At 71.8% G+C, this 20,610-nt stretch carries 22 protein-coding genes, 1 tRNA gene and 2 pseudogenes; 16 read left to right on the forward strand and 9 right to left on the reverse strand.

What is annotated here, in order from left to right; genetic code table 11:
• Both MET9862_RS22220 and MET9862_RS22225 read right to left on the reverse strand, forming a co-directional pair.
• On the reverse strand, positions 1-750 hold a 750-nt coding region (locus MET9862_RS22220), incomplete at its 3' end, for an AEC family transporter (protein WP_142585044.1).
• Positions 751-908: 158 nt separating this feature from the next.
• The gene (locus MET9862_RS22225; protein ID WP_142585045.1) at positions 909-1,985 is read right to left on the reverse strand and encodes an acyltransferase family protein; all 1,077 of its coding nucleotides are present in this window, start codon (positions 1,983-1,985) and stop codon (positions 909-911) included.
• A 361-nt stretch (positions 1,986-2,346) separates the two neighbouring features.
• Between MET9862_RS22225 and MET9862_RS22230 the strand changes: the two genes are divergently transcribed.
• The 5 genes from MET9862_RS22230 (at position 2,347) to MET9862_RS22250 (ending at position 5,687) form a co-directional block, all read left to right on the forward strand.
• Complete coding sequence (locus MET9862_RS22230) at positions 2,347-3,381, forward strand: KpsF/GutQ family sugar-phosphate isomerase (protein WP_142585046.1); 1,035 nt, start codon at positions 2,347-2,349, stop codon at positions 3,379-3,381.
• A 343-nt stretch (positions 3,382-3,724) separates the two neighbouring features.
• Complete coding sequence (locus MET9862_RS22235; RefSeq protein WP_142585047.1) at positions 3,725-4,462, forward strand: DUF4336 domain-containing protein; 738 nt, start codon at positions 3,725-3,727, stop codon at positions 4,460-4,462.
• Between the two features lie 140 nt (positions 4,463-4,602).
• Entirely contained in the window at positions 4,603-4,956 is a 354-nt protein-coding gene (locus MET9862_RS22240) for a hypothetical protein (protein ID WP_142585048.1), read from the forward strand.
• A 183-nt stretch (positions 4,957-5,139) separates the two neighbouring features.
• Positions 5,140-5,340: a hypothetical protein gene (locus tag MET9862_RS22245; RefSeq protein WP_142585049.1), complete on the forward strand. Its 201-nt coding sequence runs from the start codon at positions 5,140-5,142 to the stop codon at positions 5,338-5,340.
• The gene (locus MET9862_RS22250; protein ID WP_142585050.1) at positions 5,328-5,687 is read left to right on the forward strand and encodes a hypothetical protein; all 360 of its coding nucleotides are present in this window, start codon (positions 5,328-5,330) and stop codon (positions 5,685-5,687) included. Before MET9862_RS22245 ends, MET9862_RS22250 begins: the two co-directional genes overlap by 13 nt.
• A 28-nt stretch (positions 5,688-5,715) precedes the next feature.
• Here MET9862_RS22250 and MET9862_RS22255 read toward each other — a convergent pair whose 3' ends face one another.
• Both MET9862_RS22255 and pucL read right to left on the reverse strand, forming a co-directional pair.
• Positions 5,716-7,074, reverse strand: coding sequence for an NCS2 family permease (locus MET9862_RS22255; RefSeq protein WP_142585051.1), 1,359 nt, complete (start codon positions 7,072-7,074; stop codon positions 5,716-5,718).
• 58 nt (positions 7,075-7,132) lie between these two features.
• Positions 7,133-7,972, reverse strand: a complete 840-nt coding sequence (gene pucL / locus MET9862_RS22260) for a factor-independent urate hydroxylase (RefSeq protein ID WP_142585052.1) — start codon at positions 7,970-7,972, stop codon at positions 7,133-7,135.
• Positions 7,973-8,197: 225 nt separating this feature from the next.
• Between pucL and uraD the strand changes: the two genes are divergently transcribed.
• The 3 genes from uraD to MET9862_RS30505 all read left to right on the forward strand — a co-directional run bounded on the left by uraD (position 8,198) and on the right by MET9862_RS30505 (position 9,759).
• Positions 8,198-9,091, forward strand: a complete 894-nt coding sequence (gene uraD, locus MET9862_RS22265; RefSeq protein WP_142585053.1) for a 2-oxo-4-hydroxy-4-carboxy-5-ureidoimidazoline decarboxylase — start codon at positions 8,198-8,200, stop codon at positions 9,089-9,091.
• 282 nt (positions 9,092-9,373) lie between these two features.
• Positions 9,374-9,625: a hypothetical protein gene (locus tag MET9862_RS22270; RefSeq protein ID WP_142585054.1), complete on the forward strand. Its 252-nt coding sequence runs from the start codon at positions 9,374-9,376 to the stop codon at positions 9,623-9,625.
• Complete coding sequence (locus tag MET9862_RS30505) at positions 9,625-9,759, forward strand: hypothetical protein (protein ID WP_280178985.1); 135 nt, start codon at positions 9,625-9,627, stop codon at positions 9,757-9,759. The genes MET9862_RS22270 and MET9862_RS30505 overlap by 1 nt, the downstream gene beginning before the upstream one ends.
• A gap of 54 nt (positions 9,760-9,813) precedes the next feature.
• On the opposite strand, the gene MET9862_RS22275 is transcribed toward MET9862_RS30505, so the two are convergent.
• The gene (locus MET9862_RS22275; RefSeq protein WP_142585055.1) at positions 9,814-10,164 is read right to left on the reverse strand and encodes a hypothetical protein; all 351 of its coding nucleotides are present in this window, start codon (positions 10,162-10,164) and stop codon (positions 9,814-9,816) included.
• Positions 10,149-10,373, reverse strand: a complete 225-nt coding sequence (locus MET9862_RS29580; RefSeq protein WP_185156967.1) for a hypothetical protein — start codon at positions 10,371-10,373, stop codon at positions 10,149-10,151. Before MET9862_RS29580 ends, MET9862_RS22275 begins: the two co-directional genes overlap by 16 nt.
• Positions 10,374-10,566: 193 nt before the next feature.
• On the opposite strand from MET9862_RS29580, the gene MET9862_RS22280 reads away from it, so the two are divergent.
• Positions 10,567-11,391 carry a TAXI family TRAP transporter solute-binding subunit gene (locus MET9862_RS22280; protein WP_244612847.1) on the forward strand — a complete coding sequence of 275 codons (825 nt, stop codon included), beginning with the start codon at positions 10,567-10,569 and terminating at the stop codon, positions 11,389-11,391.
• A 10-nt stretch (positions 11,392-11,401) separates the two neighbouring features.
• Here the strand turns inward: MET9862_RS22280 and MET9862_RS22285 are convergent, their stop codons facing one another.
• A complete protein-coding gene (locus MET9862_RS22285; RefSeq protein WP_142585057.1) occupies positions 11,402-12,367 on the reverse strand; it encodes a hypothetical protein in 966 nt (321 codons plus the stop codon).
• Positions 12,368-13,052: 685 nt separating this feature from the next.
• Here MET9862_RS22285 and MET9862_RS30790 point away from each other — a divergent pair.
• Positions 13,053-13,565 (forward strand): septal ring lytic transglycosylase RlpA family protein, encoded by a 513-nt coding sequence (locus tag MET9862_RS30790; RefSeq protein WP_438616643.1) that lies wholly within the window; start codon positions 13,053-13,055, stop codon positions 13,563-13,565.
• A gap of 76 nt (positions 13,566-13,641) precedes the next feature.
• On the opposite strand, the gene MET9862_RS22295 is transcribed toward MET9862_RS30790, so the two are convergent.
• Positions 13,642-13,833 carry a hypothetical protein gene (locus tag MET9862_RS22295; RefSeq protein ID WP_142585063.1) on the reverse strand — a complete coding sequence of 64 codons (192 nt, stop codon included), beginning with the start codon at positions 13,831-13,833 and terminating at the stop codon, positions 13,642-13,644.
• A gap of 163 nt (positions 13,834-13,996) precedes the next feature.
• Between MET9862_RS22295 and MET9862_RS22300 the strand changes: the two genes are divergently transcribed.
• Positions 13,997-14,194: a hypothetical protein gene (locus MET9862_RS22300; RefSeq protein WP_142585058.1), complete on the forward strand. Its 198-nt coding sequence runs from the start codon at positions 13,997-13,999 to the stop codon at positions 14,192-14,194.
• Between the two features lie 98 nt (positions 14,195-14,292).
• On the opposite strand, the gene MET9862_RS22305 is transcribed toward MET9862_RS22300, so the two are convergent.
• Positions 14,293-14,385, reverse strand: a tRNA-Sec gene (locus MET9862_RS22305).
• A 170-nt stretch (positions 14,386-14,555) separates the two neighbouring features.
• On the opposite strand from MET9862_RS22305, the gene MET9862_RS22310 reads away from it, so the two are divergent.
• From MET9862_RS22310 to MET9862_RS29835, 5 genes and pseudogenes are all read left to right on the forward strand, one after another.
• Complete coding sequence (locus tag MET9862_RS22310) at positions 14,556-16,904, forward strand: sensor histidine kinase NtrY-like (RefSeq protein ID WP_142585059.1); 2,349 nt, start codon at positions 14,556-14,558, stop codon at positions 16,902-16,904.
• Positions 16,905-18,269 carry a nitrogen assimilation response regulator NtrX gene (ntrX, locus tag MET9862_RS22315; RefSeq protein ID WP_142585060.1) on the forward strand — a complete coding sequence of 455 codons (1,365 nt, stop codon included), beginning with the start codon at positions 16,905-16,907 and terminating at the stop codon, positions 18,267-18,269. It abuts the gene before it with no gap.
• A gap of 255 nt (positions 18,270-18,524) precedes the next feature.
• Entirely contained in the window at positions 18,525-18,779 is a 255-nt protein-coding gene (hfq, locus tag MET9862_RS22320; protein WP_142585061.1) for an RNA chaperone Hfq, read from the forward strand.
• 142 nt (positions 18,780-18,921) lie between these two features.
• A pseudogene (hflX, locus tag MET9862_RS22325) lies at positions 18,922-20,327 on the forward strand (GTPase HflX).
• Between the two features lie 4 nt (positions 20,328-20,331).
• Positions 20,332-20,610 (forward strand): annotated as a pseudogene (locus MET9862_RS29835) (adenylate/guanylate cyclase domain-containing protein); the annotation flags it as partial.

A 20,610-nucleotide genomic window follows, 5' to 3' on the forward strand; every position in this document is an offset into this window, starting at 1 on the left:
GGGGGCGGGCCGGCGCACCCGGGTCAGGCCGGGGGCCCCCCCGGCCTCCAGGCCGCGGAGGACGGCGGGGGGGCCCCGCCGGGGGGGGCGGCCGGGCGCCTGGGCAGGGACCAGGCGGCCCGCCCCAGGGGCGCGGGGGGAGGCCGCCCCGCCGAGGAGCTTGAGGAAGGTCTCGGCCGGCCCCGGCACGCCGAGGCCGGAGGCGCCGTACAGGCCGCCGGCCAGCGGCGCCAGCAGGAGCGGGTTGCGCGCCAGCGCTCCCGCCACCCGGCCGGCGAGGGCGCGGCCCCCCGCGCCCGCCCGCAATCCGGCCTCGATCAGCACGATCGCCGCGGCGAAGACGAGGCAGACCGTGAGGATGACGGCGATGGTGGTCGGCGCCAGCGCCTCGTGCCCGAGCGCCACCAGGGCGACCGGAAAGCCCATGAAGCCCGTGTTCGGGTAGCCCGCGTTCAGCCCATCGATGGCCGCGTCCGGCAGCGGCCGCCCTTGCGCCCGGCGCCACGCTACGGTGAGGCCGAGCATGGCGAGGCTCGACAGGCCGAAGGCCGCGATGAAGCCCGGCTGCCAGATCTGCGCCCAGGCCGCGTTCGCCATCACGTCGAAGAGCAGGGCCGGCAGCGCGAGATACACGACGAAGCGGTTCAGCTCACCCGTCGCCTGCGGCCCGAGCAGGCCGGTGCGCCGTGCGAGCCAGCCCGCGAGGATCAGCGCGAAGATCGGCAGCACGACCAGGAGCGTCGCGAGCATGGGGTGCAGGAGCCTGTCCGTGGGGGTGTGACGGGCGCTCTAGACCATCATCCGCTCAGGTCGGGAAGGCCTCACGATCATCCCTCGCCCGGCTCTGAGCCATTGTTCTGACGCGCTCTCTCGCGCCGAACCGGCATCCAGTTCGGCTTCAGAGCGCTCTAGCGCACGCCGCGGGCCTGGAGCGAGGTCAGGCCCGCCTCAGGATGCGCCTCGGCCGCAGCCGACGATCGTGCCGCCCAGGCCCGCCGGATCGCGCGCTGAGCCGGGACCTCGACCGTCACGCGGATCAGGATGGACAGGAGGATGACGAGGATCAGCGCGGCGGCGATCGCGGCATGGGCCGGCCAGCCCGCCGCCTCCAGATGCCGGATGACCGCGAAGCCGAGGATCTGGTGCAGGAGATAGAGCGGGTACGAGATCGCGCCGAGGGCGACGAGCGGCCTCCGGCCGAGCCAGCCCAGGCGCCCGGTCGCGGCGGCCCAGACCGTCCCGGTGAAGGCGAGGATCAGGCAGACATAGCCGGCCCGCCCCAGCCCGCCCTGATCGGCGAACGGCCCGTGGGCCGTCAGGCCGAGGGCGACGATGAAGGTCGCAAGACCCAGCCCCCGCAGCTGGCCGGCGACGAGGCGGGCCAGCAACGCCCCGATGATGAACAGGTTGACCAGGGGCAGGTAGAGCAGCACCGCCGTGTTCACCACGTCGGACTGCAGATAGGAGCTGCACGCCGTGGCCGCGGCCAGCCAGACCGTGCAGACGACCTCCATGTTGCGCCGGAAGCACAGGCCGGCCAGCGCGTAGAAGCTGACCTCGAAGCAGAGCGTCCAGTGCGACGGGTCGATCGGCGGCAGCTGGAAGATCGGGGCCAGCATCGTCAGGCCGGCCAGCGCCGAGAGCGGCGAGATGCCGAGAGGGTTGGGGCCGCCGAGGGCCAGGACCGCGAGGGTGAGGCCGCAGCAGGCCAGGAAGGCGGGATACAGACGTGCCACCCGGTTGACGACGAAATGTCCGAGGGTGGGCGTCCGCCGCAAGGTCTCCGTGATGACGAAGCCGCTGAGGATGAAGAACAGCTCCACGCCGAAATGCCCGGCGGTGAACAGGGGCACCGGGGCGTTGTGCGGCCCGACGCGGGCTTCGTAGCCGAAGCCGTAATGGTGCAGCACGACGGCCAGGGCGGCCAGTCCCCTCAGGGCGTCGAGCGGCAGGTTGCGCCCGGCTCTGCGCGGATCGATGGGCATCAACGCATGCGTCCCGAGAGCGCTCTGAACAGCCGAACTGGACGCCGGCCCGCCGCAGGTCGAGCGCACCGGAACAACGCCCCGGATCCGGCCGCGACTCTGGCGCGATCGGGAACGACTCCAGATCGACGTCACGTATTGCGCGGATACTTCCTTAAAGAACGGTCATCCTTCGGGATCGGGCTGCCTGTGATCAGGGGCCGGGCGACGGGGTCGGACCGGACCCGCGCCGCTCCGCCGGGCGGGGCGGGAACCATCAAACAGCCGTATTTTCGCAGGCTAACGGACCTTCGGCGGCGGGTGCCGCGCGGGCCCTCCCGCGCGGGCCGCCGCATCCCGTTCCGGCAGCGAGAATCCCGATATGGTGGCGCGCGCAGCAGAGTCCCGTCCTGCGTCCCTTGACGAAGCCGGCCCCGGGCCGGCCGAGTCGGCAGCGGAGATCTGCGCGGCGGGCCTGCAGAGCGTCGAGATCGGCATGGAGGCGCTGCGGGCGCTCGGCGGCGCGCTCGACGGACGGCTCGGGCCGGCCTTCGCGGCGGCCGTCGAACGGCTGCTCGCCACCGAGGGGCGGGTGATCGTCTGCGGCGTCGGCAAGAGCGGGCATATCGGCCGCAAGATCGCGGCGACCCTCGCCTCCACCGGCACGCCGGCCTTCTTCGTCCACCCCACCGAGGCGAGCCACGGCGACCTCGGCATGATCACGCCGCAGGACACGGTGCTGGCCCTGTCCTGGTCCGGCGAGACGGCGGAGCTCGGCGACCTCACCAATTTCTCGCGCCGCTTCTCGATCCCGCTCATCGCGATCACCGCGCGGGCGGAGAGCTCGCTGGCCCGCGCCGCGGACGTGGTGCTGGCCCTGCCGAAGGTGCGCGAATCCTGCCCGCACGACCTCGCGCCGACCTCCTCCAGCCTGATCCAGCTGGCGCTCGGCGACGCGCTCGCCGTGGCGCTGCTCCGGCAGCGCGGGTTCACCTCGTCGCGCTTCAAGATCCTGCATCCCGGCGGCACGCTGGCCGCCCGGCTCAAGACCGTGCGCCAGCTCATGCATGCGGGCACGGCGATGCCGATCGTGCCTCGCGGCACCCCGATGTCCGAGGTTCTGGTGCGCATCGCCGAGCACCGCTTCGGCTGCGCGGGCGTGGTCGACGGGGAGGGGACGATCGTCGGCATCGTCACGGACGGCGACCTGCGCCGCCACATGGGCCCGGCTCTGCTCGGCACACCCGTCGAACAGGTGATGACGGCCCGCCCAATCACCATCGAGCCCGACAGCCTCGCCGGCTCCGCCCTGGAGCTGATGAACCGCAAGCGCATCACCGCGATCTTCGTGGTGGAGGCGGGCCGCCCGATCGGCCTCGTCCACGTGCACGACCTGCTCACCGCGGGCGTGGTCTGATCCGGGCTCCGCTTGATCGAAGCGGAGCCCGGATCGGAAGCCCGCGCGGCGCTTGAACGAAGCCCGGATCCGCCGTCCCGACGGGATCGGCCGGATGCCGCCTGAGGCAGGCCGGCTCCGCCTTGCGATTTTCATCCCCGCTGCGCAGGCATACCAGACCGGCGTCCGCGACGATTGCGGGGCCCGGGGCCTCGGCTACGGTGAAGCCTCCTCCCAGGGGTGCTTCGAGCCCCTCCTCGACCCGCCCGGCCCAAGGCCGTGCGGGTTTTTTCTTGGCCCCTCCCGGGCCGACCCCCGCGTTCTCCCCCTTGAGGTCCGCGCGGCAGGCTCAGGGAGAGATCCGTTGCACCCGATCACCGATCCGCCCCTCGACAGCCTGAAGCCGGTGGCGCCGGACCTCTGGATCGTCGATAGCGGGCCGCTGCGCGTCTTCGGCCTGCTGCCGCTGCCGGTGCGCATGTGCGTGGTGCGCCTGTCCGACGGCACGGTCTGGCTGCACTCGCCGACGCGCTACGACGCGGACCTGCACCGGGCGATCCTCCGCATCGGCCCGATCCGCCATCTCGTCGCGCCGAACGTCGCCCATTGGAGCTTCCTCGCCGCGTGGCAGCGGCACTGCCCGGAGGCGGTGAGCTGGGCCGCGCCGAACCTGCGCCGCCGCGGCCCGGTGCGGCGCGCCGGCCTGCGCCTCGACCACGACCTCGGCGAGGCCGCTCCGGCGGCCTGGGCCGGGGATATCGCACAGGCCGTCGTCCCAGGCGGCCTCGGCTTCCGCGAGGTCGTCTTCTTCCATCGCCCCTCGCGCAGCCTGATCCTGACCGACCTCGTGGTGAATCTGGAGCCACACCGCCTACCGCTGCCGATGCGCCTCGCGGCCCGGCTCGCCGGCATCACCGCGCCCGACGGGCGGGCCCCCGCCTATCTCCGCCTCGTCGTGCGCCTGCGCCGGGCGGAGGCCGCGCGGGCCGCCGCCGCCCTGCTCGCGCTCGAGCCGGAACGGGTGCTCTTCGCCCACGGAGCGTGGTTCGCCCGCGACGGGGCCGCGGCGCTGCGGCGCTCCTGGCGCTGGCTCGGGCTCTGACAGGCGCCAGGCCCAGGGTGGCGCGGGCCGGTGCCGCAGGGGCTCAAGGGCCCTCTCGGCGGAACGGAACGCGCCCGGCGGCGTCGTTTCGGGATAGGATCGGGGCATCCCGCCCCGCGCCCCGCCATCCGAGGCCGCCCATGCCCTGGCTCCGTCCGCTCCCCTGCCTCCTCGCCGCCGGCCTCCTCGCCGCGGCCGCCGCGCCGGCAAGCGCTCAGATCGCCACCTCGCAGCCAGACCTGAACAGCTGGAACCACGCCTTCCAGCAGCAGAGCACCCTGCGCTCCCTGCAGCAGCAGAACACCTCCGAGCTGAACACGCTGCGCATGCAGAGCCAGCGCAACGTCCAGTACCGCCCGGCCGACATCTATGCCGGCCCCGTGCTCGGCCGCCGCGGCGGCTTCGGCCCGAACGGCCCGCGCCATCAGGGCGTGCGCGCCGGGCGGACCCGGCTCGACCGGTCGGTCGATACCGGGATCTGCGTCGGCTGCTGAGGACCGGGCGGGCCCGTCCCGGCACCGCGAATAAATCCCCATGGGCACGGGCAGGTGATCTTGATTTTATTCAATTCATCGAAACATAATACAAAATAAACATCGCCCGTACCCAATTTGGTGGATTGTACTCAATCCGAAACAGGTATTCGCTGCGGCTGTGCTTCCTGAGGAGTGCGTCGCATGTCCCGGCTCGGTCTGTTCCTCCTGGCTTTCGCGCTGGCCACGGCCGCCTTCTGGTTCACCATGCTGACCGACCCGCCACGCTCCGAGGCGGGCAGCCGGGCCGAGGCGCCGGCTTCCGACCCGGGCTGGGCGCCCCCGGTCCGGGAGCGGTTCGTGCCCGAGGAGCTGTGCGGGCGCTTCGGCGCGTGCCCGCGCTGAGCGACGCCCCCGATCCCGTCCGGCGCGGCGCGCCGATGGCCGAGGCGGGACCGGCAACGCTGTCCGCGGACCGGGCCGCCCTCCTCGCCGAACTCGACCTCTACCTCGCCGAGGGCGACCGCCTGATCCGGCAGGCGGAGATCCTGCGCGGCGCGATGGAGCGGGCCGGGGCTCCCGAGGGCCACCGTCTCCTCGCCACCCAGGTCCTGCTCGCCCTGGACCGGCTGCAGCTCGGCATGCGGCGCCAGCGCGCCGCCCTGGAGACGGTCGCGGAGCCCGTCCCCGCGGCCGCCGGCCGGCGGCCCTGGCAGATCTGGTTCGGCCCCGCCGCCCGCGGCAGCCTCTGAGCCTCCCGGGGTTCCCAAAGGGATCCCGTCAATGGGCCGCCCCGGTGACGACGAACTTGATCAGGAACAGGGCGGCGATCACCCAGACCACCGGCTTCACCGCGCGCGCCCGGCCGGTGAGGAGCTTCAGCGCCGCGTAGGTGAGGAAGCCGAAGGAGATGCCGGTGGCGATGGAGTAGGTGAAGGGCATCAGCAGCGCGGTGACGCAGGCCGGCACCACCTCGGTGAGGTCGTCCCAGTCGAGATCGACCAGCTCGCGCAGCATCAGGCAGGCGACGTAGAACAGGGCCGGCGCCGTGGCGTAGGCCGGCACCGAGCCGGCGAGCGGCGCGAAGAACAGGCACAACAGGAACAGCGCGGCCACCGTCACGGCGGTGAGCCCGGTGCGCCCGCCCTCCTCGACGCCGGAGGCGCTCTCCAGATAGGCCGTGGTGCTCGACGTGCCGAGCAGCGAGCCCGCGAAGATCGCGGCGGAATCGGCCATCAGCGCCCGGTCGAGGCCCCGGTCTCCCCCCGCGGCCGCGCGCTCCGGCGCGAGGAGGCCCGCCCGGCTCGCCACGCCCATCAGCGTGCCGGTGGCGTCGAAGAGCTCGACCAGGAACAGCACCAGCACGACGTTGAGGAGCCCGGCCGAGAGCGCGCCCGCGATGTCGAGGGCGAGGAAGGTCGGCGCGATCGAGGGCGGCATCGAGACGAGGCCGCCGAAGCCGTTGCCGGCCACGACGAAGCTCAGGGCGGTGACCGCGAGGATCGACAGGAGCAGCGCGCCCTTCACCTTCCGCACCGAGAGCGCCGCCACCATCAGGAAGCCCAGCACCGCCAGCACCGTGCCCGGTTTGTGCAGGTCGCCGAGGGTGACCAGCGTCGCCGGGCTCGCCGCCACGACGCCGGCGCTCTTGAGGGCGATGATCGCCAGGAACAGGCCGATGCCCACCGTGATGGCGATGCGCATGGAGCGCGGGATGCCGTCCACGATGATCCGCCGCAGGCCGGTCAGCGTCACGGCGAGGAAGCAGAGGCCGGAGATGAACACGGCCCCGAGCGCCGCCTGCCAGGTGAAGCCCATCCCCAGCACGACCACGTAGGCGAAATAGGCGTTGAGGCCCATGCCGGGGGCCATCGCCACCGGCCAGTTGGCGAGGAGCCCCATCACCAGGGAACCGAGCGCCGCGGCGAGGCAGGTCGCCACGAAGACGGCGCCCCGGTCCATGCCGGCCTCGGCCAGGATGCTCGGATTGATGAAGGCGATGTAGGCCATCGTCAGGAAGGTGGTCAGCCCGGCGCGCAGCTCGGTGCGCAGGCTGGTCCCGTGCTCCGAGAGCCTGAACAGGCGCTCCAGCGTCGCCCGGCCGCGCACAGGCGGCACCTTGTCCCGTATCGCGTCCATGCCCGCCCCGATCGCCTCCTCGTACCGAAACCGCGCCCCGATTGCCTGGATGTCGGGGTCAGCCGCGGCCGATCACGGCCTCGATCTGCCCGTGCGGCTCGTCGGTGGGCAGGAACACGGTGCCCGGATTCGCCAGGCCGAAGGGCGCTAGATTGATCGGGACGTAGTGCTTGTTCGGCATGGCGAAGGCGATCTCGGCGATCTCCGGGACCGCCGCGAGCGCCGCCTCGCCCATGCGGTACATCGAATCCTGCACCCCGTGCGAGTAGGTGGCGCCGAACACCGCGATCAGGGCCTCCAGCACCGCGGCGTTGACGGCGGCGTAGTCGGCGGGGATGGCGCGCCAGGTCCAGGTCGCGTCCATGCTGGTGGCCGCGATGCGGTCGTCGGTGTCGGGCAGCGTGCGGTAGGCGTCGTCGAAGAAGCCGCTCCAGCCCGATTGCGTGGTCTTCATGAGGGTGAAGCCGCGCAGGCCCGATTGCAGCACCGATCCGTCCCGGCCCGCGGCGAGCCGGACATAGCCGAATCCGTTGCCGTCGAGGGTGAAGGTGTGGCCGTGGGGCGCCCCGCCGATCGCGGCGCGCAGCCAGCGCGTCTCGCAGGCCTCGACCGTGACCGTCTCGACCTGGGGATAGGTCTCGAGGAAGAGCGCGGCGACCGCCTGCACGAAGCCCTCGGCGCCGAGGGCGGGGTTTTGCGCCGCCACCACGTTGACGATGTTCTTCATCGTGTCGGTGGCGATGCAGGCCCGGTTGTCGGCCGCCGTCCAGGCGGCGTCGAAGCCCCCCGTCAGCATGACGCTCAAGGCGAGTTCGCGCGGGGTGTGGTGGTCGCCATCGCGGGCGAGGCGCATCACGCGCACCCGGCCCTTGCCGTAGGTTGCGGAGGTCAGCGGCATGGAGGCTCCGGCGGTCTCGATGGTCTTGGTCGGCATTCCCCGGCGGCGGCCTTCGCCCCTGCCGGACGGTCGGGGCAGGATGCCGGAATCGGGCCACGAAAGCAGCGCCGGCGCGACGACCGAGAGAAACCCCGAGGCTTGGCGGCGGGCGCCGGGCACCGCAGGATGCAGGCCGAGCACCGGACGGCCCCGTCCGGCGGCGATTCCCGCGAGGGCGAGACAGCGATGACGGCCGCGACCCACCGGCTCACCGACCTGAACGCGATGCCGGAGGCGGCGTTCGTCGCGGCACTGGGCGCCGTGTTCGAGCACGCCCCCTGGGTCGCCGGGGGGGCGGCCGCGCGCCGGCCCTTCGCGACGGTGCAGGCCCTGGCCGACGCGATGCGGGCGACCGTCGAGGCGGCGCCCGAGGCGGCCCGCCACGCCCTCCTCGCCGGCCATCCGGAGCTCGCCGGAGCCGCGGCACGGGCGGGCGCCATGGCAGCGGCCTCCGTCGCGGAACAGGCGGCGGCCGGCCTCTCCCGGCTGTCGGAGGCCGAGCATGCCCGCTTCGCCGCCCTCAACGCCGCCTACCGGGCGCGCTTCGGCCTGCCCTTCATCCTCTGTGTCCGGCGCCACGGCCGCGCCTCGATCCTGCGCAGTTTCGAGGCGCGCCTCGCGGCCGATCCGGAGCGCGAGCGGCACACGGCGCTGGAGGAGGTCTTCCGCATCGCCGCCCTCCGCCTGGCGGGACTGGTCGCGGGGGAGGGCCCCCTGGCAGTGGCGGGCCGGATCTCGACCCACGTGCTCGACACCATGCGCGGCGCCCCCGCCGCGGGCGTCGCAGTGGAGCTGCACGAGGTGGTCTCGGCGACGGAGACGGTGCCGGTGGCCCGTGCCGAGACCAATGCCGACGGGCGCACCGACGCGCCCCTGATCGGCGGCCGCCCGGTGCCGGCGGCGACCTACGAGCTGCGCTTCGGCCTCGGCGACTACCACCGCCGCCTCGGCGTCGCGCTGCCCGAGATCCCCTTCCTCGACATCGTGCCCCTGCGCTTCGGCGTGGCCGATCCGGAGGGGCACTACCACGTGCCTCTCGTGGCGACGCCCTGGAGCTACCAGACCTACCGCGGCAGTTGAGGCCGACCGCTGGGTCGGTCTGCGATTGGGCCGACGCGGTAGAGCGGCCGGTCCGGCCCGTTCACCGCCAAATGCGTCTGAATGGATGTTCAGGGTTGCCAAGCTTAACCATATGGGTCAGCTTGCTGCGTAGTTCCTACCTGCTTGGAGCCGTGCCCGGAGCCGGGCCCGATCACCTTGGATCGGGACAGGTCTCCACGCTCCTGTTCTGACGGGCTCTCTGTCGCCGACCCGACATCCACGTCGGCTCGAGAGCACCCTCACCGCTCACCCGGAGGTGCCATGCTGGTCAACCACGCACGCCGCCTGCTCAAGCGCGCCGCGGAGGCCGCCGATTTTCAGATCTCGATCCGGCAGAAATCGGATCTGTCCTGGCCGAGCGACCACAGCCGGCTGGTCGCCCTTGAGAGCCGCGGCGACTTTCGCCGGATCGACCTGCGGGAGGGACGCGATCCCGACACGGTCTGCGCGACCTGGCAGATCACGGATCGCGGCCTGGCCAACCTCCAGCAGCTGTCGGGCAGCCCGGTCTGATGGCCTCGATCAAGATCCACGGGACGTTCGACGGCACGTTCTCGGTCTACAAGAACGGGAGCGCCGTCTGCTCCGGCCTCACCCGGCCGCAGGCGGAGCGGCTCGCGGCAGTGCTGCGCTGGACCGAGCGCTGACCATCGCGCGCTGACAGCCGTGATGTCCCCCCACCGTCGGCGCGGTCGGGCCGCTCACGGCGCGGCGTCGTCGGCGAAGGTGAGGGCGCAGCGCTGGATCAGGGCGCCCCGGGCGTCGCGCATCTGCACGATCGTCCCGCCCCGCTCCGCGCAGGCCGCCGAGGTCCTGTCCGCCGGGCCCCTGTCCACCGAGGCCCTCTCCGGCGCGCCCGCGAACAGGTCCGGCACCGCGAGGCGGACGGCGTAGGCGCCGAGCGCCGCGGCGCCGAGCGCGAGCGCCGCCAGGAGCGCGTTCCGGACCTTGCGCCCGCGGGCGGGCTTGGCCACGGCGCAGTGCGGGCAGCACCGGGCATCGCTCAGGATCGGCTGGCGGCATGTCCCGCAGCGCGTCAGGTATCCGACCATCGGCCGCCCCCGCATCCGATCGCCGAGCCGGCGTCCCCTTCGCCGATGCGCGCGCTCAAGCCGTTCCCGATCACGCTGCCGCCGGGAACGGCTCTAAGTCCTTGTTTTGACGCGCTCTCTTTCGCCGAACAGGCATCCCCTTCGGCGGAGAGCGCTCTAGATGACTGCGCGTCGGGTTGAGGGACTCCGATCATGACCAGGATCGCCATACTGCTCGGCCTCCTCCTGCATGGGGTCCTCGGATCCTTGGCCCTTGGATATCTGGCCCCTGGGCCCGCCGTGGCCCAGACCGACACCAAACAGCAGAGGCTCTCGCGGTCTCAGAAATCAGATATCAGCGCCTGGACGGTCGGTCTGGCCGGCGGATTGATCGAAGGCAGTTTTATCCGCTACGCATCCGATTTGGCAAAAGTCCTGGATGATGGGGACAACCTGCGCGTCATCCCGATGGTGACGTTCGGGGCCGTCGGCAACGTCAACGATCTGCTGAATCTGAGGGGCGTCGACGTCGCCATCACCCAGGCCGACGTGCTGGATTATTTCCAGCGCGAGCTCAAGGTGCCGAACATCACTGCGCGCATCCAGTACATCTCGCCGCTCTACCTGGCGGAAGTTCACGTCTACGCACGGGCCGAGATCAAGACGCTGGCGGATCTCGCGGGGCGCAAGGTCGCCTTCAACACCGCGGGGAGCGCGGCCAACCTGACCGGACAGGTCGTCTTCCGGCGGCTCGGCATCGCCGTGGAGCCAGTGCTCATCAACAACGCGCTCGCCCTCGAACGCATGCGCAGCGGCGAGATCGCGGCCCTCGTGCACGTCGTCGGCAAGCCGAACGAGCTGTTCACGAGCCTCCGGGCGGAGCCCGGATTCCACTTCCTGCCCATCGAGTACGGCCAGGCCTTCGAGGATGTCTACCTGCCCTCGATCCTCTCGGCCGAGGATTACCCGCAGCTGATCGCCCCGAACGAGACCGTGCCCACGCTCGCGGTCGTCACCGTCCTGGCCGTCTACAACTGGCCCAAGAACAGCGAGGGGTTCCGGCGCGTGTCGCGCTTCGTCGATGCCTATTTCGCCAAGTTCCAGCAGCTCAGGAACCCGCCCTTCCAGCCGAAATGGAAGGACATCAATCTGGCGGCCACCGTTCCCGGCTGGACGCGGTTCAGCGTCGCCGAGGAGGCGCTGGCGCGGATGCGGGCCGCCCGGCCGCAAGGCGGCGAGCCGCGCTGAGCATCCCCGGTCAGGGGTTGGCCGCGCGGTCCCTGGCCGTCTGGGGCCAGGAGCGTTCGAGATCGGCCGCCTTGAGGTACCAGCGGTCGGCCTCCGCCCGGTTGCCCTCCAGCCCGATCACCGGAAGCCCCTTCAGCACCGCCGGATCGTAGCTCCGGGCGACGCCGCGCGCGCCGCGCGGATCGCCCTGCGCGGCGGCGCGCTGGAAGAAGAGCCGCGCGGACACGACCTCGCCCGAGGTCAGCAGCTGCTCGCCGCGGGCCACGAAGCCGTCGAGTTGCTGGATCTCCGCGGGCGAGCGCTCCGGGGCCGGCCCGGCCGACGGCCCCTCCGGACCGGTCGTCGCCGGCCCGGATGCACCGACTGGCGCGCTCATCGCCGGCGGGGGCAGGTCGGTGATCGATTGCCGGTGGGACCGTTCGGCCGCCGGGGCCGCCGCGAACAGATCGGTCGGCGAGAGCGCGCGCGCCGCCGCGGCACCGTCGAGCCCGAGCCGGGCAGGGCCGGGCTCGGCCGGCGGCGCGGGATCGCGCGCCGTCTTCGTGAGCGTCGTGACGGCCGCCGGCCCGTCGGGGCGGGTGGCTTGCGGCTTGGCCGCAACAGGCCCGGAAGCCGGGCGCGAAGGGGCGAGGGAGGGAGCGGCGGACTGGAACGGCGCGGCGCGGTGGACGAGGGCCGCGCCCGTCCCGAGCAGGCCGACGAAGCCGAGGCCCGCCAGGGCACCGAGCCAGACGCCGTGCCGCTTCAGGACGCGCCGGACCGAGCCTTCCGCGATGAAGTTCCTTGGATCGGACAGGGCCGACATCGCGGCCGGCCCCTGTCCGGCCTCCAGCCTGGAGCGGTGGGACTCGAGGCTGTCCTGGGGCCGGAACCGGCGAAGGAATTCCAGATCCTCGTGCCTCTGCGAGGGCTCCTCGAACGGGACGGGATCCTGCGCCGGAAACAGCGGCAGAACCTCGCCGGTCTGCGGCTTCATGCGTGCGCTTGCGTTACCGATCGACGACATCGAGCCAGCCCTATCCGCCTCAACGGCAGGGTCACGACATCCCTGCCTCGCAAAGACCCAAGTCCTGAACCCAAGTCCTGCCCGTTGAGCCAAAGACCGAAGGACCGCACACGCGAATCGCGGCGAGCCCTTTATAGGCTTAGCTTCGCACTCCCGATGCGACTATCCGATATCCGATTGGGTCCGTCAAATTCAGCCCTCATCAATCCATCCGGCCGCGACAGCTTGGCGAATTGTGGCGCGGGCCTAGCCGGTTCTTCCGTGAGGATCCGCTGCCGAGGTCGAACGCTCCTGCAGCGCTCTCCGCCGAAAGGGCTGCCGGCCCGCCACCGAGGCGTCCTCGGCCGGGTGCAAGGCCCGGAACAGGCCTGCCGGCACGGCGTCGCCGCCCGTATCGGGCACGGCATCGCGACCAGGAGCCCTGCCTGCCGCACTCGCCCGAGATGAGACTCCCTGGAGAACAGTGACCGCATCGGATCAATGCAGTATACAGGTCCCTCCAGCGACAATTTTCACTGCTCGTCGGAACAAGTCGAGCCGGCGAGATTTCTGACGTGCACGAAAATCAACGCACGGCTCAGAACTCATGAATACTTATGTCTTACGACAAAAGTCTAGCCGCCCCGCGCTGCTGGGTCCTATCGTGGTTCTGGCCATGATGGGTGCGCACGACGCGCGCGCTCAATCCCCGAACCTGCCGGATGCGGCCGCGAACGAGCGATTTCAGGGTCTCAGACGGTCCGCCCCGGTCTTCACCTATCGCGAGGTGACGTCCCATCTGCCGCCCATGCCGGCGCCGTCCGGATCGGCCGCGCCCGAATCCCGCGAGGCGCCGCCCCAGGCGGCCGGCGGCTCGTACATGACGGCGCCCCGGTCCCGGCCGATCGAGAGGGGGAAGGCGAGCTGGTACCAGCATCCCGGCCGGACCGCGAGCGGCGAGGTCTACAATCCCGACCGGCTGACCGCGGCCCACCGCTCCCTGCCGTTCGGCAAGCGCGTCCTGGTGGTCAACACGCGCAACGGCCGGTCCGTCGTCGTGCGGATCACCGATCGCACCAATGCCCGGACGCAAGCGCGGCGGCCCTACATCGTCGACCTGTCCCGCGGCAGCGCCCGGGCGCTGGGCATCGACGGCATCGGCCAGGTCGCGCTCTACGAAGCCCGATGATCCCCGCCCGGCGCAGGCCGCATCCCGCCGCGCCTGCGCGCGGCGGGGCGCTCACCGGCCCGGGCGCCCCCGGTCCTCAATCCCAGTCGATGCCGAGCGACCGCTCGAAGGCGGCCGCCCCGAGCTCCCGGCCCCGAGGATCGACGACGACCACGTCCCGGAAGCCGCGCCGCTGCAGCTCCCAGGTCTTCTCCATCGCCTGCTCGTCGGTCCCGCAGGCGAAGGTCATGGCCTTACCGGACGGATCGATACCCTTCACCTTGAACACGGCGCACACCTCTCTCCGAGCCGGAGATATGGGGGTGCCCCGGCGGCCCGGAAGCTGCAAGCCGGCGATGCGGGCCTGACGGGACGCCGCCGGCTGTGAGCCGGCGCACAGCCGGCGCGCGCAGGATGGTGTCTTCTCCCCGGATCCAAGGACGGAGGGTCGGATGTCGGACACCTACGAACAGCTCGTCGCCGCGCTCCGCGCGGTCGTCACGCAGACGGGCGATCCCCGGCCCGTCATCGCCTTCGCCCTCCAGGCCATCGAGCAGGAGAACCTCGCGCGCCGGCGCCAGGCGCAGGACGCGGTGCCCGGCCCCTACGCGCCGAACGCCATGTCGATCTACGCCGAGCGTCTGCCCTGATCCTCTGCCCGGATCCGCCGCGGCGTTCGGGCTCCGGCTCGGCGCGGTTCGGGGAGCGGTGAAGCCTTCACCGGCGGGAAGCGCGCGAGACGGCCTCCTGGCGGAAGCGGATGGGAATCGAACCCACCGTACGCTGTTGGCGTACCACTGGTTTTGAAGACCAGGAGGGCCACCAGACCCCGTTCGCCTCCACCATCCGGCCTAGCACGAGCGTCGCGGACGGACCAAGCGCGGGGCCCTGCGGCAATCGCGCCGGCTCCCGCGGCAAGCAGGCGCAGGCGGGCCGCGCGGGGATCGGCGACGGGGCCCCGCTGCCCCGGTCGTATTAATTTCGCCACACTGTTGTGGCCCTGCATCACGGATGCGGTTGCGACGCAGAACACCCCAGGAGGAGGCGCCCGTGCCCACCGGCTCTGCCGGCGATGGAGCGCGGCCCGACCCGCGCGGTCCGGGCTGGATCGGCGCCGCCGTGGTGATCACGGCGCTGGTCTCGGCGGTCGCCACCTTCCTGGTCCTGGCGGGCGTGATCCGGGTCACGCCGACCCCGACGATCGGGGTGACGCTGCTGGCCATCAACGTCGCGCTGGTGCTCGGCCTCGTCGTGATCATCGCCTGGGAGGCGCGGGTCTTCCTGAAGGCGCGGCAGGCCCACGCGGCGGTGGCGCGCCTCCACAACCGCATCGTCGGCCTGTTCTCGCTCATCGCGATCCTGCCCACGATCCTGCTCGCCGTCGTCGCCTCGGTGACGATCGACCGCGGCCTCTCGCTCGGCTTCACCGACCGGGTCCGCGACGTGGTGCTGAAATCCGTGGAGGTGGCCGACGCCTACCAGGAAAACCAGTGCCAGTCGCTCGCCCGCGAGATCCGCATCCTCAACGACGACCTGACGCGGGCGCGGCCGAACTTCGACGTGAACCGCGACTGGTTCCAGAACTTCCTCACCACGCGGGCGACCAATCTCGGCCTGCCGGTGGCGCAGATCATGCGCGGGCCGACCGAGGTGGTGGCCAAGGCCAAGATCGACGTCCTGAAGGCGACGCGCCTGCCCTCGGCGGCGGCCTTCGAGGACGCGGCGAAGTCGAACGACCCGATCTGCCTGCTGCCCACCGAGGGCCGCGTCTTCGCCGCCCTCCTGCGCATGCCGGCCTACGACGACGCCGTGCTGATGGTGCAGCGGGAGGTGAGCCAGCTCGCCATCGAGTTCCCGGGGGTCTCGCGCGCGGCGGCGGCCGAGTACCTCACCTACGATTCGCTGCGGCGCTCGATCCAGATCACCTTCGCCTCAGTCTTCGTGCTGATCGCGCTGATCGCGCTGCTCTCGGCGGTGTGGTTCGGCATGAACTTCGCCAACCGCTTCGTCGCCCCGATCCGGCGGCTGATCAACGCCGCCGACCAGGTGGCGTCGGGCAATTTCTACGCCCAGGTGCCGGCCCGGAAATCGGACGGCGACCTCGCGCATCTGGGCGCCAGCTTCAACAAGATGACGCAGGAGCTGCGCCGCCAGCACGACGGGCTGACCGCGGCCAACGACCTGATCGACCGCCGCCGCCGCTTCACGGAAGCGGTGCTCTCGGGCGTCTCGCCCGGCGTCATCGGCATCGATGCGGGCGGCTTCGTCACCATCGCCAACCCGGCCGCCGAGCGCATGCTCGACCTCGCGGGCAGCGACCTGATCGGCCAGCGGCTCGGCGCGGCGGCGCCGGAGCTCGCGCCCGTGCTCGCCGAGGGCGAGAGCCGGCAGCGGGCGGTGCAGCAGCAGATCCAGCTCACCCGCGCGGGGCGCGAGCGCACCGTGACGGTGCGGGTGACGAGCGAGCAGGCCCATGGGAGCGCCCGCGGCTACGTGGTGACGCTCGACGACATCACCGATCTCGTCTCGGCCCAGCGCACCTCGGCCTGGGCGGACGTGGCGCGCCGCATCGCCCACGAGATCAAGAACCCGCTCACCCCGATCCAGCTCTCGGCCGAGCGCATCCGGCGCAAATACGGCAAGGTGATCGTCAGCGACCGCGAGGTCTTCGACCAGTGCACGGCGACGATCATCCGTCAGGTCGACGAGATCAAGCGCATGGTCGACGAGTTCTCCTCCTTCGCGCGCATGCCCAAGCCCGCGATCGCCGAGAACGACCTCACCGAGATCGCCAAGCAGAACCTGTTCATGATGCGGGTCGCCCATCCCGACATCGACTTCGCCTTCTCGTCGAGGGGCGCCGAGGAGCGCATCACCGCGGCCTTCGACATCCGCCTCCTGTCGCAGGCGATCACCAACATCCTCAAGAACGCCGTCGAGGCGGTGGCCGAGGTGCCCCCCGAGGTGCTGGGAAAGGGCAAGATCGGCCTGGACCTCGCGGTCGACGACGGCTACGCGCTCATCGCCATCACCGACAACGGCAAGGGTTTCCCCACCGAGGGGCGCCAGCGCCTGCTCGAGCCCTACATGACGACCCGCGAGGGCGGCACAGGCCTCGGCCTCGCCATCGTCAGCAAGGTGCTGGAGGAACATGGTGGCGGGATCGAGTTGAACGACAACCCGGCCGGCCGGGGCGGCCAGGTGCGCATGCGGGTGCCGCGGGCGCAGCCGGACGCCAATCCGGCGGCCCGGCCGGCGGGTGAGACGGCGCACGGCGCCGGCGCACCGGATCGGACATCCGACACGACAGTGGAGAAGGGCGCCGCACGGACGGCCCCCCAGACCGCGGAGATGCACTAGATGAGTGCCGACATCCTGATCGTCGACGACGAGGCGGACATCCGCGACCTCGTGGCCGGCATCCTCGACGACGAGGGCCACCGCTGCCGCACGGCCGGCGGCTCGGACGAGGCGCTGGCCGCGATCGAATCGCGCCGCCCCCACCTCGTCTTCCTCGATATCTGGCTGCAGGGCTCGCGCCTCGACGGCCTGCAGGTGCTCGACCTGATCAAGGCCGGCCATCCCGACCTGCCGGTGGTGATGATCTCGGGCCACGGCAACATCGAGACCGCGGTGTCGGCGATCAAGGCGGGCGCCTACGACTTCATCGAGAAGCCGTTCAAGGCCGACCGCCTGATCCTGGTGGCCGAGCGGGCGCTCGAGGCCTCCCGCCTCAAGCGCGAGGTGCGCGACCTCAAGGCGCGCTCAGGGCATGCCAACCGCATCGTCGGCGGCTCGGTGGCGGCGAACCAGCTGCGCCAGACCATCGAGCGCGTGGCGCCGACCAATGCCCGCGTGATGATCACCGGCGCGCTCGGCTCCGGCAAGGAGCTGGCCGCGCGCTCGCTGCACAAGGTCTCGGCGCGGGCCAACGGTCCCTTCGTGCTGCTCAACGCCGCCGCCATCCTCCCCGAGACGATGGAGGCCGAGTTGTTCGGCGTCGAGGGCGAGGGGGGCCGCCGCGTCGGCGCCCTGGAGGAGGCCCATGGCGGCACCCTCTACCTCGACGAGGTGGCCGACATGCCCCGCGAGACGCAGAACCGCATCCTGCGCGTCCTCGTGGACCAGAACTTCCAGCGCGTCGGCGGCACGACCCGCGTGCACGTGGATGTCCGCATCATCTCCTCCTCCTCGAAGGACCTGCAGGAGGAGATCGCCGCGGGGCGCTTCCGCGAGGACCTGTTCCACCGCCTCTCGGTGGTGCCGATCCGCGTCCCCGCCCTCTCCGAGCGGCGCGAGGACGTGCCGGAGCTGATCCAGTTCTTCATGGACAACATCTCGGCCCAGACCGGCCTGCCGAAGCGCCGCATCGCCGAGGACGCCATGGCCGTGCTGCAGTCGCACAACTGGCCGGGCAACATCCGCCAGCTCAAGAACAACGTCGAGCGGCTGATGATCCTGACCCAGGCCGATCCGGAGCAGGAGGTCACCTCGGAGATGCTGCCCTCCGAGATCGGCGCGCTGGTGCCGACGACGCCGGCGGGCTCCGGCGGCGAGAAGCTGATGAGCCTGGCGCTCCGCGAGGCGCGCGAGATCTTCGAGCGCGAGTACCTCGTGGCCCAGATCGCGCGCTTCTCCGGCAACATCTCCCGCACGGCCGAGTTCATCGGCATGGAGCGCTCGGCGCTCCACCGCAAGCTCAAGTCGCTCGGGATCGGCCCGTAGCCCGGGCGGCTGGCCCGGCCCGGCGCAGAGTGCTGTTATCCGCGGCCGTTTCGTCACGAAACACAGCCGCCCCGGCCTTGCATCAGCCGCGGCTTTGCCCGTGTATGGATGATCCGGACCGCACCCCTCGCGCACGCGTCTCGCACACGCGGTGGGGCGGCGCCGACGTCTCCGCCCGCAAGGCGCGGGGACCGCGGCGAGGGCTCAAGGCAAGAAGCTTTCAGACAAGAAGCCAGGACGACAAAAGGATAAGAAATGGCGGTCGAACGCGCACAGAACCTGCAGGACACCTTCCTCAACCACGTCCGCAAGAACAAGATCCCGTTGACCATCTTCCTCGTCAACGGCGTCAAGCTTCAGGGCGTCGTGACCTGGTTCGACAACTTCTGCGTGCTGCTGCGGCGGGACGGGCACTCGCAGCTCGTCTACAAGCACGCGATCTCGACGATCATGCCGGGCCATCCCGTGCAGCTCTTCGAGCCGGATGAGGGCGGGGCCGAGAAGGGCTGAGCCCCGGCTCTCCGGGCCTGTCCGCCCGCCCCCGGGCCGCCGACGCCCGGGGCCGATGCGGAGCCGCCGAATTTCCGGCACCGGCGCCGCTGCAAAGCGGCGTTCCGCTCCCCAGATAAGCGTGGGGGGCGACGGAGACTGAATGACGGACTTGATTTCCCGCGGCGAGGCCCGGCTGCAGGCGATGGCCCGGCCGGAGGGCGAGATCGCTGCCGCGACCCATACGCTCGTGGTCGGCCCCTACCTGGCGCGCGGCGCGGATGGCGGGCAGGCGAGCCGCTCCGCGCAGGCGCGGCTGGAGGAGGCGGTGGGGCTCGCCGCCGCGATCGAGCTCGACGTGGTGCGCTCGCTCGGGGTGAGCCTCGCGAAGATCCGGCCCTCGACCTATCTCGGCAAGGGCCGCGTCGAGGAGATCGCCGGGCTGATCCGGGCCGAGGAGATCGGACTCGTGGTCATGGACTGCGCCCTCTCGCCGGTGCAGCAGCGCAACCTCGAGAAGGAGTGGGGCGCCAAGGTCATCGACCGCACCGGCCTGATCCTCGAGATCTTCGGGCGGCGCGCCTCGACCCGCGAGGGCACGCTGCAGGTCGAGCATGCCCATCTCGCCTACCAGCGCTCCCGGCTCGTCCGCTCCTGGACCCATCTGGAGCGCCAGCGCGGCGGCTTCGGCTTCCTCGGCGGCCCCGGCGAGACCCAGATCGAGGCCGACCGGCGCATGATCCAGGAGCGCATGACCCGGATCGAGCGCGACCTCGACGCCGTCACCCGCACCCGCGGCCTGCACCGGCAGAGCCGGGCGCGCGTGCCCTACCCGATCGTGGCGCTGGTCGGCTACACCAATGCCGGCAAGTCGACCCTGTTCAACGCGCTGACCAAGGCCCAGGTGGTCGCGCAGGACATGCTGTTCGCGACCCTCGACCCGACGGCGCGCGCCACCAAGCTGCCGCACGGCGAGACCGTGATCCTGTCGGACACGGTGGGCTTCATCTCGGACCTGCCGACCTCGCTCATCGCCGCCTTCCGGGCGACGCTGGAGGACGTGATCGAGGCCGACATCCTGCTCCACGTGCGCGACGTCTCCCATGTCGACACCGCGAGGCCCAGGCCGAGGATGTCGGCGCGGTGCTGCGCGAGCTCGGCATCGAGGATGCGGCGGAGCGCGTCATCGAGGTCTGGAACAAGGCCGACCTCCTCGACGAGGCTGAGCGCACGCGGCTCCTGAACCTCAGCCGGAAAGGCGAGGGCGCGCAGCGCAACGACCGCGACAGCGCCGCCCCGGTCCTCGTCTCGGCGCTGACGGGGGAGGGGCTCGCGGCGCTCACCGGCCGGATCGAGGCCCGGATCGCGCGGGCGCGCTCGACCTTCGCGGTGGTGCTGCCGCCGGAGGACGGGGCCGCCCTCAACTGGCTCTACGAGAATGCCGAGGTGCTCGACCGGCGCATGGAGGAGGGCGGCACCCTCCACCTCGCCGTCCGCATCGCCCCGGAGAAGGAGCCGCGCTTCCTCAACCGCTTCGGCGCGGCCCGCCGCCTCACCCGGGCCGAGTAGGCTCATGAAGGCCGAGATGGAGGCCGCCGCGCCGGCCCCATCGCCGGCCGGGCCGCCGCCCGATGCGCGGCAGCACGCCCGCGCCGCCCGCCGGCTGGTGCAGGCGGCCAATGGCGGGGGGGTGCTGGGGCTGCGCCTCGGCGGGGGGGTGGTGCGGCTGATGGCGGCGCCGGCCCATGACGGCGCCCTCCCCGCGCCCAGCCACTGGGTCATTCTCCCCCCCCACCCGGGCAGCTCCGGCTGGTTCGCCCCGGGCCGGCGGGGCGGCGGGGGGGGGGCCGGC

Origin of the sequence: Methylobacterium symbioticum (genome assembly GCF_902141845.1) — a bacterium.
GTDB classification, from domain to species: domain Bacteria; phylum Pseudomonadota; class Alphaproteobacteria; order Rhizobiales; family Beijerinckiaceae; genus Methylobacterium; species Methylobacterium symbioticum.